At 73.8% G+C, this 13,141-nt stretch carries 15 protein-coding genes, 1 tRNA gene and 1 pseudogene; 5 read left to right on the top strand and 12 right to left on the bottom strand.

The window, feature by feature from the left end:
• Positions 1–3 precede the first annotated feature (3 nt).
• Positions 4–1,407 carry an MFS transporter gene (locus ACIGO8_RS10625; protein ID WP_399728500.1) on the bottom strand — a complete coding sequence of 468 codons (1,404 nt, stop codon included), beginning with the start codon at positions 1,405–1,407 and terminating at the stop codon, positions 4–6.
• Positions 1,408–1,688: 281 nt separating this feature from the next.
• On the opposite strand from ACIGO8_RS10625, the gene ACIGO8_RS10620 reads away from it, so the two are divergent.
• Both ACIGO8_RS10620 and ACIGO8_RS10615 read left to right on the top strand, forming a co-directional pair.
• On the top strand, positions 1,689–2,447 hold the full coding sequence (locus ACIGO8_RS10620) for an SDR family oxidoreductase (RefSeq protein ID WP_399727096.1): 759 nt from the start codon (positions 1,689–1,691) through the stop codon (positions 2,445–2,447).
• A gap of 9 nt (positions 2,448–2,456) precedes the next feature.
• A complete protein-coding gene (locus ACIGO8_RS10615; RefSeq protein ID WP_399727094.1) occupies positions 2,457–3,641 on the top strand; it encodes an alcohol dehydrogenase catalytic domain-containing protein in 1,185 nt (394 codons plus the stop codon).
• A 46-nt stretch (positions 3,642–3,687) separates the two neighbouring features.
• Here the strand turns inward: ACIGO8_RS10615 and ACIGO8_RS10610 are convergent, their stop codons facing one another.
• The 5 genes from ACIGO8_RS10610 to ACIGO8_RS10590 form a co-directional block, all read right to left on the bottom strand.
• Entirely contained in the window at positions 3,688–4,359 is a 672-nt protein-coding gene (locus tag ACIGO8_RS10610; protein WP_399728497.1) for a DUF6766 family protein, read from the bottom strand.
• Positions 4,360–4,474: 115 nt separating this feature from the next.
• A complete protein-coding gene (locus ACIGO8_RS10605) occupies positions 4,475–4,936 on the bottom strand; it encodes a hypothetical protein (RefSeq protein WP_399727092.1) in 462 nt (153 codons plus the stop codon).
• Between the two features lie 128 nt (positions 4,937–5,064).
• Positions 5,065–5,598, bottom strand: a complete 534-nt coding sequence (locus ACIGO8_RS10600) for a hypothetical protein (protein WP_399727090.1) — start codon at positions 5,596–5,598, stop codon at positions 5,065–5,067.
• A gap of 11 nt (positions 5,599–5,609) precedes the next feature.
• Entirely contained in the window at positions 5,610–6,191 is a 582-nt protein-coding gene (locus ACIGO8_RS10595) for a hypothetical protein (RefSeq protein ID WP_399727087.1), read from the bottom strand.
• Positions 6,192–6,269: 78 nt separating this feature from the next.
• The gene (locus tag ACIGO8_RS10590) at positions 6,270–6,467 is read right to left on the bottom strand and encodes a hypothetical protein (protein WP_399727085.1); all 198 of its coding nucleotides are present in this window, start codon (positions 6,465–6,467) and stop codon (positions 6,270–6,272) included.
• Positions 6,468–6,843: 376 nt separating this feature from the next.
• Between ACIGO8_RS10590 and ACIGO8_RS10585 the strand changes: the two genes are divergently transcribed.
• On the top strand, positions 6,844–7,104 hold the full coding sequence (locus ACIGO8_RS10585; RefSeq protein ID WP_399727083.1) for a DUF6480 family protein: 261 nt from the start codon (positions 6,844–6,846) through the stop codon (positions 7,102–7,104).
• A 46-nt stretch (positions 7,105–7,150) separates the two neighbouring features.
• Entirely contained in the window at positions 7,151–8,161 is a 1,011-nt protein-coding gene (locus tag ACIGO8_RS10580; RefSeq protein ID WP_399727079.1) for a DNA topoisomerase IB, read from the top strand.
• 79 nt (positions 8,162–8,240) lie between these two features.
• Here ACIGO8_RS10580 and ACIGO8_RS10575 read toward each other — a convergent pair.
• From ACIGO8_RS10575 to ACIGO8_RS10550, 6 genes and pseudogenes are all read right to left on the bottom strand, one after another.
• A tRNA-Leu gene (locus tag ACIGO8_RS10575) sits at positions 8,241–8,325 on the bottom strand.
• 53 nt (positions 8,326–8,378) lie between these two features.
• On the bottom strand, positions 8,379–9,437 hold the full coding sequence (locus tag ACIGO8_RS10570; RefSeq protein ID WP_399727076.1) for a glycoside hydrolase family 26 protein: 1,059 nt from the start codon (positions 9,435–9,437) through the stop codon (positions 8,379–8,381).
• A 123-nt stretch (positions 9,438–9,560) separates the two neighbouring features.
• Complete coding sequence (locus ACIGO8_RS10565; protein WP_399727073.1) at positions 9,561–10,379, bottom strand: arylamine N-acetyltransferase; 819 nt, start codon at positions 10,377–10,379, stop codon at positions 9,561–9,563.
• A gap of 96 nt (positions 10,380–10,475) precedes the next feature.
• The gene (locus ACIGO8_RS10560) at positions 10,476–10,868 is read right to left on the bottom strand and encodes a discoidin domain-containing protein (RefSeq protein WP_399728495.1); all 393 of its coding nucleotides are present in this window, start codon (positions 10,866–10,868) and stop codon (positions 10,476–10,478) included.
• 33 nt (positions 10,869–10,901) lie between these two features.
• Positions 10,902–11,693, bottom strand: a pseudogene (locus tag ACIGO8_RS10555) (Tat pathway signal sequence domain protein); the annotation flags it as partial.
• A gap of 113 nt (positions 11,694–11,806) precedes the next feature.
• Positions 11,807–12,199, bottom strand: a complete 393-nt coding sequence (locus ACIGO8_RS10550; protein WP_399727070.1) for a nuclear transport factor 2 family protein — start codon at positions 12,197–12,199, stop codon at positions 11,807–11,809.
• A 161-nt stretch (positions 12,200–12,360) separates the two neighbouring features.
• On the opposite strand from ACIGO8_RS10550, the gene ACIGO8_RS10545 reads away from it, so the two are divergent.
• On the top strand, positions 12,361–13,095 hold the full coding sequence (locus ACIGO8_RS10545) for a hypothetical protein (protein ID WP_399727067.1): 735 nt from the start codon (positions 12,361–12,363) through the stop codon (positions 13,093–13,095).
• Positions 13,096–13,141: the final 46 nt, after the last annotated feature.

The following is a 13,141-nucleotide window of genomic DNA, read 5'->3' as shown; positions in this document are numbered from 1 at the left end:
CGGTCAGGCGGCGCTTTCCACGGCCGGGCGGGTGAGGGCGACCGGGACGACCGGCTCCGGCAGGGGCCGGACGGCCGGGGCGGACCGGCGGCCGTGCAGGAGCCAGCCGCAGGTCACCGCGGCGGCGACGACCATGCCGCCGGTGACCAGCGCGCCGCGCGCGCCGAGCAGCTCCATGAGCAGGCCGAGGGTGGGCGGCGCGGCCAGGCCCCACAGCGTGCGGATGCTGTTCCACGCGCCGAGGACGCGGCCGCGCATCCGCGGCGGCGGGTCGGTCTGCAGCAGCGTGTTCTGGGCGTTGTCCGCGACGGATTCGGCGACCGCCATGGGCAGGGCGAGGACGATCAGGAAGGCCAGCGACGGGGAGGCGCCGGCGACGATCTGGAGCACGGCGCCGCCCGCGGTGAGCAGGGCGACCAGGCGCACCCGGGGAGCGCGCAGCCGGGCGCCGAGCACGGCGCCGACGATGCCGCCGACGGCGAGCGTGGTGGAGACGGCACCGAAGGAGCCGGTGGAGCCGGCGAGCGGCCCGGTGACGAGCACGGCGAGGGTGAGCGAGTAGTTCCGGCCGAAGAGGGCGCTGACGGCGTTCAGACCGGCGAGGGCGACGAGTCGCGGGCGGCGCGCGAAGAAGACGAGCCCGGCCCGCACGCTCGTGTCCGTCTCCTCGGACAGGCCCGGCGCGGCTCCGTCCGGTGCGGCCTGGTCCGGTGCGGCCCCGGCCTTCGGGCGGGGCTCGTGCTCCTGGGGCCTGACGAGCTTGAGGAACGGGATGACGGCCGCCACGAAGAAGAACGACAGGCCGTTGGCGACGTAGGCCGCGGCCGTGCCCAGGGTGGCGACGGTGACTCCCGCGAGCGCGGCGCCCGTGAGCCGGCCGCCGCTGTGGGCGAGCGAGCCCACTCCGATGGCGGAGGGCACGTCGCCGGGCGGCACCAGGTCGTTGCCGAGCAGCGCGCAGGCCGGGCCGTCGATGGTGGCGACGAGGCCGGTGACGACGGCGAGCGCGATGAGGACGGGCAGGTTCAGTCCGTCGGTGGCCACCAGGAGTGCGGTGGTCAGGGCGACCAGGCCGAGCGCCACCTGGGAGAGCGCGGCGGTCGCCTTGCGCGGCAGCCGGTCGACGGCGGCGCCGCCCAGCAGGCCCACGAGGAGGCCGGGGGCCGCCTGCGCGGAGATCGACAGGCCGGCCGCGGCGGGCGACCCGGTGATGTGCAGCACCAGCAGGTTCTGGACGGTCAGCTGCATCCAGGTGCCGGTGTTGGAGACGAAGTGGGCGACGGCCCACCAGCGCATGCCGCGGTGACGCAGCGATCGCCAGGGCGAGCGGTCGCCCGGCGCGGACGCGGACGGCCGGGACGAGGGACGGAACGAGGACGGGAACGTACGCAAGGAGGGCACAGGAATACCGGGGGCCGCGCCGGTGCGCGCGAGGGTCGGGAGGGGGAGGTGGGCGGCCGCGGTCCGCCGTGTCCGCCGGAGGTGCGGGTGCGGGCCGAACGGCCGTCGGCCATCGTGGCAGACGGTTCTCGAGAAGCACGGTGGCCGCCGTCACAGGCCCGCCCGGCCCACCCGCCCGTCTGCTCAACGCGCTTGGCGCGCGGCGGACTTGGACTTCACGTGGGCTTGCTCACACGACCGTGGGGCCTGCTCGCACGACCTTGGAAGACGACGGAGGAGAGTCAGCGATGAACAGTGGAGTGGAGATCTCGCTCGACGGCCGGCAGGCCCTTGTCACCGGCGGTGCGCGCGGGCTCGGCGCCGCGATCGCGCGCCGGCTGGCCCGGGCCGGTGCCTCGGTGCTGGTGGCCGACGTGCGGCAGGAGCAGGCGAAGGAGCTGTGCGAGAGCCTGCTGGCCGAGGGGCTGCGGGCGCGGCCGGTCGCCCTGGACGTGTGCGACGCCGAGGCGGTCGCCGAACTCTTCGCCGACCTGGACGCGCTGGGCGGCGCGGCGGGCGGCGGCGTGGACGTCCTGGTGAACTGCGCCGCCGTGGACGTCACGAAGCCCGTGTCGGAGCTCACCGCCGAGGAGATCACCCGGGTGATCACCACGGACCTGCTCGGGCCGATGTACCTCTGCCGTGAGGCGTACCGCCGGATGGTGGACCGGGGCGGCGGGCACGTCGTCAACATCCTGTCGACCGCGGCCGTCGGCACCTGGACCGAGGCGGGCCCGTACTCGGCGGCGAAGTCGGGACTGCGCGCCTTCACGCACACGCTCTTCAAGGAGGCGCAGCGGGACTGCCCCGGCATCGGCGTCACCGGAGTGATCGCGGGCGGCATGGAGACCCCGTTCATCATGGACCGCTTCCCCGACACGGACACCGCGCTGCTGCAGAGTCCCGAGGTGGTCGCGGACGCCGTCGCCTACGCCCTTTCCGTACCGGCGGGCAGCGCCGCCGCCGAGCTCGTCGTCGTACCGCGGCGCGAGGTCTCCTGGCCGTGAGGAGGAGCTGTGAAAGCCGTCACCTGGCAGGGTCGGCGCAAGGTCTCCGTGGAGACCGTGCCTGACCCGGTGATCCAAGAGCCCACCGACGTGATCGTGCGGATCACCAGCAGCGGGCTGTGCGGATCGGATCTGCATCTGTACGAGGTCCTCGGACCGTTCCTCGACCCGGGCGACGTGCTCGGGCACGAGCCGATGGGCGTGGTGGAGGAGGTGGGGCCGGAGGTGCGGCGGATCGCGCCGGGCGACCGGGTGGTCGTGCCGTTCAACATCTGCTGCGGCAGCTGCGCGATGTGCGCGCAGGGCCTGCACTCGCAGTGCGAGACGACGCAGGTGCATGCGTACGGCACGGGCGCGGCGCTGTTCGGCTACACCAAGCTGTACGGGCAGGTGCCGGGCGGGCAGGCGGAGTACCTGCGCGTGCCGTTCGGCGACACCCTGCCGATCCCGGTGCCCGAGGGACCGCCGGACGACCGGTTCGTCTATCTGTCGGACGTGCTGCCGACGGCCTGGCAGGCGGTCGAGTACGCGGAGGTGCCGCCGGGCGGTTCGCTGGCGGTGCTCGGGCTCGGCCCGATCGGGGACATGGCCGCCCGCATCGCCCTGCTGCGCGGCACGGAGCTGGTCATCGGCATCGACCCGGTGCCCGAGCGGCGCGCCCGGGCCGCGGCTCGCGGAGTGCACGTCCTGGACCCGGCCGAGGAGGGCGACGGCCTGGTCGAACGGGTGCGGGACCTGACCGACGGGCGCGGCCCGGACGCGGTCGTGGACGCGGTCGGCATGGAGGCGCACGGCGCGCCGCTGGTCCGCGGGCTGCACTCGATGGTGGCCCGGCTGCCCGACGCGGTCGCCCAAAAGCTGATGCGGCGCTTCGGCGTGGACCGCCTCACCGCGCTCCATCTGGCGGTCGAGCTGGTGCGGCGGGGCGGGACCGTGTCGCTCTCCGGCGTCTACGGCGGCGCGGCGGACCCGATGCCGCTCCTGGTGATGTTCGACAAGCAACTGCGGCTGCGGATGGGGCAGGCGAACGTGCTGCGGTGGGTGGACGACCTGCTGCCGCTGCTCACGGACGACGATCCGCTGGGCGTGGACGGTTTCGCGACGCACCGGCTGCCGCTGGCCGAGGCTCCGGAGGCGTACGAGATGTTCCAGACGAAACGCGACGGCGCCGTGAAGATCCTCTTCAGTCCGTGAGGCGCGGCGCGTTCGTCGCGCTGCCGGCCGGATCCGGGGTCGGGGCTCAGCCCTCGACCCCGGTGGCCGTGTGCGAGGCGCCGACCGGCTTGGACTCGGGCGAGCCGCGCTGGCGCAGGTAGACGGAGAGGATGACCATGGCGAAGACCGCCAGGAGCTCCGACTGCCAGTTCTGCAGCGAGCGGTTCCAGAAGTCCGAGGAGCCGAGGTAGGAGCCCCATCCGATGGGCGGCTGGAGCTGGCGGAGCCGTTCGCCGTTGTACGCGGCGACGCCGGAGACGGACTGGGCGAACCAGGACAGGAAGAAGATGGCGGCCATGACCAGGCCGAGCGAGCGGGAGTAGGCGGCCTGGCGCCAGTCCTTCGTACCGGCCCAGCGGGGCGAGTCGGCGCGGGCGTGGTCGCCCATCCGCTGGTCGCGGTCGCTCTCGGAGCCTGCCCGGGCGAGGGGCTTGGACTCCGGTGAGCCGCGCTGGACGAGGTGGATGGTGCCGAACACGTACAGGAAGAACTGCAGGAACTCCGACTGCCAGTTCTCGGTGACGTCGACCGCGAAGTCCGAGGACATCAGGTAGTCGCCGAAGCCGATCTGCTGGAGGCCCTCGACGGCGAGCTGCTCGTTGAACTCCGCCCGTCCGGAGACGGCCTGGCAGGCCAGGACGACGAAGAAGGCCGCCGCGAAGGCGAGGGAGAGGCTGTTGGCCCGCCAGAAGCCCATGCCGTCCGGGCGGGTCGAGCGCTCCGCCGTCACCGGTGCATCGCCCCGATCGCGGTGAAGTAGGCGAGACCGCCCAGGAGGGTCAGGACGCAGCCGACGAACACGATCTTCACCGTCAGGATCCCTTCAGTGAGCAGCGGTACGGTTCGTCCTCCGCCTGCGGCTCGCAGCCGGCCGCGACGACCTTCCACCCGTCGTCGAACAGGGACAGGAACAGCGTGTCGCCCGTCATGCGCAGCAGCGCCTGCCGGCCGTAGACGTCGACGCCTCGCGCGGCACCGGCCCGCGGCAGTCCCAGCTGCTGCAGGGCGGGCCCGCACGGGCCCTTCGCGTCCTCCTCGACCTCGTCACGGGTCTCGGGCGCGAGCAGTTCGCATCCGGCGCGGTAGTCGCCCGCGGCGACGGCCGTCGTGAAGCGGCGGCCCGCGTCGGTGGCGCCGTCCTCGCGGGCGGCGGAGGCACCGCAGCCGGTCAGGGCGACGGCGGTCAGGGCCACCGCCACGGACCCCAGGGCACGCGGCAGTCGCCGCCGGGCGCCCCGGCCGCGGGAGCGGAAGGAGGGAGGATGCGTCGCCACGACGCCACCTTGCCCGCGGGCGAGTGCCGGATGCCCCTCTCGGGGGCCGAATGCGCCGCCGCCCTCACCCGATCGTGGGTGGAGGCGGCGGCGGTACGGGACGGCGGTGGCGGTCCGTTCCCGGCCGGTCAACCGGTGCCGGCCTGGTCCTGGCCGGTGGTCAGGAGCCGGTTGAAGAAGGAGCGGTACTGGCGCAGCGCCGTGCGCAGGCTCTCGGTGTCGACGTCCGCTCCCTCCTTCCACTGTCCTTCGAGCGTTCTGCGGTGCTCGGCGAAGGTGGCGGCGAGTTTCTGCATCACGTCGGCGACGAGGGAGTCGGCGGAGTGCACCGCCTCACGCGGGTCGTCGACGAACAGGCTCTGGATGTCCCGCCAGCGGGTCCGGAAGTCCTCCTCGGCGGCGGAGTCCATCAGCTGGGGCGACTCGTCGGCCGCGCCTCTTCTGTCGGCGCCCGCGGTGTCCTCGCCGCCCGACCGGCTGGTGTCCTCGCCGACGGACCGGCCGGTGTCCTCGCCGACGGCAATGCTCTCGCCCGGGTAGGTGGGCGGCGGTGCGGATTGCCCTTCCGCGGTCTCGTGCGTGCGGGTCTCGTGCGTGCGGGCGATGTCGTCGGTCGACAGGCCGGTGTCCTCGGCCCGTGACGGTGTGTCCTTGGGGTGCATGCTGCCGCGCCTCACTTGTCGTGACCGGCCGGGCCGGCCTGGTTGCCGTTGCCGTTGCCGTTGGCGAGCAGCTCGTCGAAGAGGACGCGGTAGTGGACCATCGCGCCCCGCAGCTGCTCCGTGGTGGCCCGGTGCGCGGAGGCGAGCCGGTCGACCTCATGCGCGTCCCGGTAGTGGCCGAGGGTCCTGCCGTGTTCCACGGACAGGTCGCGTATCCGCTGGTCGAAGTCGTCCGTGGGATAGCCGCGCTCCCGCATGAGGGTGGTCACGAGCCGGTCGGCGTCGTGGACCGCCTCCTCGGGCCGGTCGACGAACTGCTCCTGCACGCCGCGCCATTCCCGGGCGTAACGGTCCCTCAGCTCGGGTGCCAGCGGGCGGATGTCGAGCGACGCGTGCCGCTTCTCGCGGGCGTCGAGTTCGTGCTCGGCGGCCCGGCGGCCACCCGCCTCGTCGACCGCGCGCTCGTACTCGGGTCCGAAGCGCTCGCGCAGCCGGCGCCGCCGGCGTCTGCGGTCCAGGACGATCGCCAGCGCGATCAGCGCGATCACCACCGCGAGCGGTATGACGATGGCCAGTATTGTTCCGGTGGACATGGGCCGGCCCCCTTGGCTGTGACGTCCGTCTGTTGCGCGGCTGCCCGCTAGCGGAGCGGCGAAACGGCGGTCCGGCCGTCAGTGGGCGGCCTGGCCGAACTCGGCGTGCTGGGTGCGCAGGGCGAAGTCGGGCTCGTCCGAGGGCGGGCGTCCGAGGAAACGCCGGCGCGCCTCGGCGCGGGCCTCCCGCATCAAGGCCGTGAACTCCTCGTCCGTCAGCCGGTGCCGACGCCCTCCGGTACGGCGGGTTCCTGAACCGTCGGCGTGCCTGCGCATCTCCCTGACCTCCTCCGGCCGATCCGGCCCGCTCCGCGCCTTCGCGGTGCCGACCGGCGACTACCCAGGGCGCGGTGCCGGCACTCCGCAGGACAGCGCGGCGAACAAGGCCGCCCAGTCGCCGGAGGCGCGGCGTGGCGCCGGCCGCCCGCACGGCACCGACAAGGGCGGCCGCGGTGGCGGCGAGGGCGGGGGAACTCCTCCCGACCAGCGCGAGACCGGCAGCTGAGCCGCTCCCGTACGTGTCCGTCCGCCCCGGCCTCCGGCGTCCGCCGGAGGCCTTCCGCAGACCGGCCGCCCGTGGCCCGGATGCCCGGCGCGCTCCGGGGGTAGCCGCCGGGCACACGGCCGCTCGGCCGACCAGGAGGTGACAGTGATGACCGGACCGAGGAATCCCGCGAGTCCCGGGGCGGGCAATCCCGACCCGGAGCCCCGTACGACGTCCGGGCTGGAGCCTGGCGGCGGTGTGCCGCCGGGCGAGACGCCGCCCGCGGAGGCGAGCACGAGCACCGGCGCGGGGCCGTACCGTCCTCCGAAGCGCGGCTGGGCGGGCGGACCGCTGTTCGTCGTGCTCCTGCTCGTCGTCCTCGTGGCGCTGTTCTTCGCGGTGTACGGGATCGTGCTCGCGACCCGCTGAGCGCATGCCCGTGCGTGCGACGAGCCGATCGGGGCACCGGAAAGGAGTGCGGCTGCGTACCAGCGATCCGGCCGGACCCGGCTGGCGTCGGGTCCGTCACGGCCGTGGTTTCCGCTATCTCGACGCCACCGGCCGGCCCCTGCCGGAGGCCGACCGGGCCCGGGCGCGGGCCCTGGTGGTCCCGCCCGCGTGGCGCGACGTGTGGATCTGTCCCTGGCCCGACGGCCACATCCAGGCGACGGGCACCGACGCGGCCGGGCGGCGGCAGTATCTGTACCACGCGGAGTTCCGGGCCCAGCGCGAACGCGCCAAGCACGTGCATGTGCGCGAGGCGGCCGCGGCGCTGCCCCGGCTGCGGCGCGCCGTCCGGCGTGACCTGGCCCGGCGCGGCCTGTGCCGGCAGAGGGTGCTGGCGTGTGCCGCCCGGCTGCTCGACTACGGCTTCTTCCGGGTCGGCGACGACCGCTACCGGCGCGCGAACGACTCGTACGGGCTGACGACGCTGCGGCGCGAGCACGTCCGCTGCGCGCGTGGCCTGGTCCACCTCGACTATCCCGGCAAGTCCGGCCATCGGATCACGGCCGCGGTGGCCGACGAGGCGGTCCACCGGGTGGTGCGGGCCCTGCTGCGCCGGCGGGCGGGCGGTGAACGGCTCTTCGCGTACTGGCAGGACGGCGCCTGGCACGACCTGCGCGCGGACGAACTCAACGCGTATCTGCGCGACCGGTCGGGCGTGGACCTCAGCGCCAAGGACTTCCGCACCTGGCACGCGACGGTGCTCGCCGCGGTGGCCCTGGCGGTCTCCGAGCGGGCCGGGACCTCCGCGACCGCCCGCCGCCGGGCGGTCGGCAGGGCCGTGCGCGAGGTCAGCGCCTACCTCGGGAACACGCCCGCCGTCTGCCGCGGCTCGTACATCGCGCCCCGCGTCCTGGAGCGCTACGCCGCCGGCGTGACCATCGCGCCCGTGCTCGAACGCCTCGGCGAGGACGGCGTCTTCGGCCGTCCGGCCGTCCAGGGCCCGGTCGAGCGGGCCGTCCTCGCCCTGCTGGAGGGGTGACGGGTCCGTCCGCCGCGGCCTTCGGCGCCCGGGGATGACAAAAGGACCGGCCGAGTCGGGTGACTCGACCGGTCGTCCGTGTCCAAGGGGGGACTTGAACCCCCACGCCCGATAAAGGGCACTAGCACCTCAAGCTAGCGCGTCTGCCATTCCGCCACCTGGACGAGGTGTGCGTCGTGCTCCGCGGGCGTTCCCGCTCGCGGCGACGGAGATCAATCTACCAGGTGTTCGAGCCGCCGTTCACCACGTTTCCGGTGGTCAGCGCCGTGCGGGCGGTCCGGCGGCGGGCCCGGGCGGCCGCTCGGCCCGCGCGGTAGACGCGGGCGGCGGCCTCGTTGCCCGGGCAGCTCCACACGCCGTGCGGACAGTAGTCCGTCAGCGCCTGGTGGAGCGGCCGGCGCTCGCGGAACCAGTCGAGCATGCCGCGCATGTACGCCGGGTTGTCCCCGTTGCGGTAGAGGCCCCACTCCGGGTACGCGAAGGGCTTGTGGTGCCGCTCGGCGAAGGCCACGTGGTCGCGCAGCCCGTACGGCTCGTCGGCCTGCTGGCGGAAGGTCGTCCCGGCCGGGTGGTCGTAGGCGTCCATGCCGATCACGTCGACGTACGCGTCTCCCGGGTAGCAGCTCGTCCAGGGCACGGCGTCCCGGCCGCGGTTGGGCGCGAAGTCGAAGCGGAAGCGCTGGCCCTTCACGGCCCGCATGGTGTCCACGACGCGCCGCCAGTAGGCGCGCCACCGCGCCGGGTCGGGATGGCAGCGGTGGGTGTACGTGATGCCGTTCATCTCCCAGCCGAGGACGAGCTCGGTGTCGGCGAGGCCCAGGGCCACGAGGCGCTGCGCCAGGATCCTGAAGTGCCCGTCGTAGCGGCCGTCGGCGCCGTCCCGCAGGAGGGCGGCGACCTCGGCGTCGGGCAGGTGCGCCTCGCTGCGGTCGAGCATCGGCACGTTCATCACGACCGTCCGCCCGGGGCGGGCCGCGCGCCAGGCTCCCCACGGCGCGAGGAACTCGGGCGGGCCCTCGATGCTCTCCCAGTCGTCGCCGGGCAGGAAGGTGCGGCCCACGGTCAGCGGCCCCTGCCCGGCCCATTGCTCGAACTGCGCCATCCTGGCGATGCCGTCCGCCAGCGAGCCGGTGAACACGCCGCGCGCGGTGGCGGCGCTCCCGGCCTTCGCGTCGCCGCGCGGTGCGCCGCACGGCAGTCCCTGCGCGACCGTGAACACCACCACGAGCGCGGCGAGCACGCCGCTCCGCAGTCCTCCACGTCTGTCTCGTCGCATGCCGTCGGACGCCCTTGTGATCAGCGCCCGGACGGGCGTGTCCCGGGCGGCGTGTGATGCACCCGAGTCTGGTGCCGGGGGCGCGGCCGCGCCACTTCGGGGAGGCCGTGCGGCGGGCGGGCGTCACTCCGGCAGCCGGATGCCCTCCGGCAGCCGGATGCCGAACTCCTCGGCCAGGGCCCGCACCACCTCGTCGGCGTCCGCCAGTTCGCGTTCCTCGCGCGTGCCATCGGCGGCGGTCGTGGTGAGCCGGCGGCCGGTGAGGGACAGGTGCGCGTCGTCGGTGGTGCGCTCGGCGTAGACGGCGCGGGCGAACGGGGAGCGCGGGTTGGTGGCGATGTGCCAGTTGACGACCTCGTAGTCCGGCGCCTCGAACGGCTCGACCGTGAAGGAGTACTGGTCCTCCCAGTCGTCCTGGCCGGCGAGGTACGCCTGGAGCTTCCACAGGTCCAGCGGCCCGTCGTGCGGCGCGTGGACGAGCCGGTGGCGGCGCGGAGCGTCGTGCAGTTCGGTGCCGGCGGTCAGCGGGATCGGCTCGATCAGTGATCCGATGCTGCCGAAGCCGACGTCGCTGACGTACGGCACGGGCTCGCCGGGCACCTCGGTCAGCATCAGCATGTGGGTGCGCGGCCGGATCTCGCCCGGCTTCGCGCCGACGAGCACGCGGGCGGCGAGCAGCGTGACCCGGAAGCCGATGGCGGTGAGCGCCGCCGCGAGCAGCGTGTTGTGCTCGTAGCAGTAGCCGCCGCGCTCGCCGCGCACGAGCTTGGCCTCCAGGTCGGGCAGTGCGAGCGAGGGCGCGCGGCCGAGGACCGGGTCGAGGTTCTCGAAGGGGATGCCCAGGAGGTGCGCGCGGTGGACGGAGCGCAGCACCTCCGAGGTGGGCCGCGGCTCACCGGACCAGCCGATGCGGGCGAGATAGGCGTCGAGGTCGATGATCATGCGACCACCGTACGCACGGCGCGCGGGTCCTCGACGCCGGACCGGTGGCCGGGGCGGCCGGTCGGCGGCGGCCCCCGCCGCCGACCGGCCAGTCCGTCAGGTGAGCGGGGTGCCGTAGACCTTGAACTCCCAGAGCGAGTAGCCGTACGGGGTGGCCCGCTTGGTGCCGAGGAGGCGGACGTAGCGGGCGGTGCCGCTGACGGCGAGGTCGTCGGTGCCGCCGTCGCCGGTCGTGGTGGTGTGCAGGTCGGTCCAGGTGGTGCCGTCCTGCGAGCCCTGGACGCGGTACGCGGTGGCGTGCGCGGCCTCCCAGTCGATCCGGACGCGGCTCAGGGCGGCGGACGTTCCGAGGTCGACGCGGAGCCATTGCGGGTCGGCGCCCTCGGCGGAGGCCCAGCGGGTGGTGGCGGATCCGTCGACGGCCTTGGCCGGCTCGAGGCCCGCGGCCTCGGTGGAGGAGGCGGTGACCGGCCGGCCCTGCGAGAGCAGGGTGCCGGGCCCGGGCGTCTGGCCGTCGCCGGTGAGCTGGTAGGCGCGGAGGTTGCGCAGCAGCAGGTAGGTGTCGCGCAGGGAGCCGGAGGTGTCGCCGAGGGAGCGGTAGATGCCCCACTTGGGCCGTACGCGGTCGGCGAGGAAGGTGTCGACGCCGGTCTTGGTGGCGTCCACGACGGTGGTGCCGCCGCTCTTGACGACCCAGCGCACGGAGCCTGCCGTGCCGTCGCCGATCCTGATCTCGTACTCGATGTCGATCCACTTGTTCTGCAGCGGTTCGAGGTCGGTCCGGCCGACCAGGACGTCACCGTCGAAGATCTTGTGCTCGATGGTCTGGACGCCGTTGACGCGGCGCAGCGAGGTGACGGTGATCGGGGAGGTGCCGGAGCCGGGCTGCTTGGTCTGCATGATGTGGGTGAAGGTCTTCGTGGCCATCAGCGACGACGGGATGTACATGGAGTAGGTGACGCGCCAGGTCTCGCCGGGGCGCCACTCCAGATAGCTGGTCGACGAGGTGCGGTTGCCGGTGACCTCCTGGCGCTGGCGGTCGGTGGAGCTGTCGCGATCCACCATGTGCATGTCAAAGCGATAGGCGTCGCCGGCCACCTTGATGTGCGGCGCGCCGCCGGGATGGGAGTTCGCGCGGTCGTCCTCGACGGTCTCGAAGCCGCCGAGACCGTCGGTGGCCGGGTCGGGCGACCAGCGGAGCGTCCACGACGCCGCCGCCGGGGCGGCGGACGGCGCGGGAAGCGGACCGAGCAGGGTCAGGGCCAGGGCGGCCAGGGCCGCGAGCAGGGCGGGAATCGTGCGCCGGCGTGTCATGTGCCGCCTCCGGGTGGGGAGTTGGGTCCGATGGCGAGGTGCGTGCCATTGTGCCCACGGCCGACTTCGTTAGTAAAGGTTCCTGACAGTAGGGCCGCGACGACGGGAAGCTCTCAGCCTTCGCCGGCCTCCCGCAGGATCCGGTCGAACTGGGCACCCATGGCCTCGGCGAGGGCCTGGGCGGCCGACAGCGGACGGACCATGACGGTGAAGTCGTCGATCCTGCCCTCCTCGTCGAAGTGGAGGAAGTCGCAGCCCTGGATCTGCCGGCCCGCGACCGTGGCCGTGAAGACCAGGGCGTGGTCGCGGCCGTCGGCGTCCGCGATCTCGCGGACGTAGGTGAAGTCCTCGAAGACGCGCAGGACTCCCCGCAGGATGGCCGCGGTGACGGCCTTGCCGGTGTACGGCTTGAAGACGACGGGACTGGTGAAGACGACGTCCTCGGCGAGCAGCGCCTCGACGGCGGCGATGTCACGGTCCTCGACGGCCTTGCGGAACGGGTGCATGCCCGGGCCTCTCTCGCGATACTCAACTAATTGAATAGGTGCAGCGAGGTTAAAGGCCGGGTCGCGAGCCTGTCCAGGGGGAACCCGGGTGGTCGGGACGCGGCGGAGCGCCGCGGGGACGTAGGCTCGCGGCGGCGCGGCACTTGCGACAAGGAGGACCCATGAACGCCACCGAGGAAGGCCGGCAGCAGCTGGAGGCGGCCGACGTCCTCAATGCGAAGCGGACCCTGGTCCAGCTCCTGGAGCGGGCGGGCGTCTACGCCGGCGACGCGGAGCAGCTGATCGGCCTGGTCGAGGCGGGCGCGCTCGCCCTGGCGCGCGAGGAGGTCGACGGCCTCGCGCGCACGGCGCCCGGCGAGAAGGGCGAGCCGTACACCTCGGGATGGCTCGACGGGGCGGGCACGGTCGCCGAAGAGCTCGGTGCCCTCGCCGAACGGACCCTGCGTCAGGTCGTCGGTCCCGCCGCCCCGGCCACGGACGCGGCCCAACCGCGCCCGCGGGTCGGCAGGATGGAGCTGGAGCGGGCCAAGGTCGTCGTCCTGCCGCTCTACCTCTCCTTCACCGACGTCTCCGACCTCGACCCGGAGGTGTCCGAGCAGGTCCTCACGGCCGTCCTCGGCACGATGAGCGCCCGGCAGCGCGCCGCTTACGCGAGCACGCTCACCACCTTCGCCACGGTCCACCGGGCGCGGGTGGAACGGATGTACGCGGAGTTCGGACCGGGCAGCGCGATCGCCATCCACGGGCGCTACTCCCTCCTCCACTCCCCCACCAGCATCGCCGTCCTCGAACGCCTCACGACCACGCCCGCCCTCCTGCGCGAGGAATGGGACTCCGCCGAACTCCCGCCCGCCTGGCTGGAGGGCCTGACCACGGCCTGGGACACGGCGATCTGACCTCACCCGGCCCCGCAGGCCGGCGGGCCGGAGGGCCGTCGGCCAG

The sequence above is a fragment of the Streptomyces sp. NPDC053493 genome, from assembly GCF_044544825.1.
GTDB lineage: Bacteria > Actinomycetota > Actinomycetes > Streptomycetales > Streptomycetaceae > Streptomyces.
The sequence above is the reverse complement of the archived record's forward strand: the minus strand, read 5'-3'. Positions and strand labels throughout refer to the sequence as shown.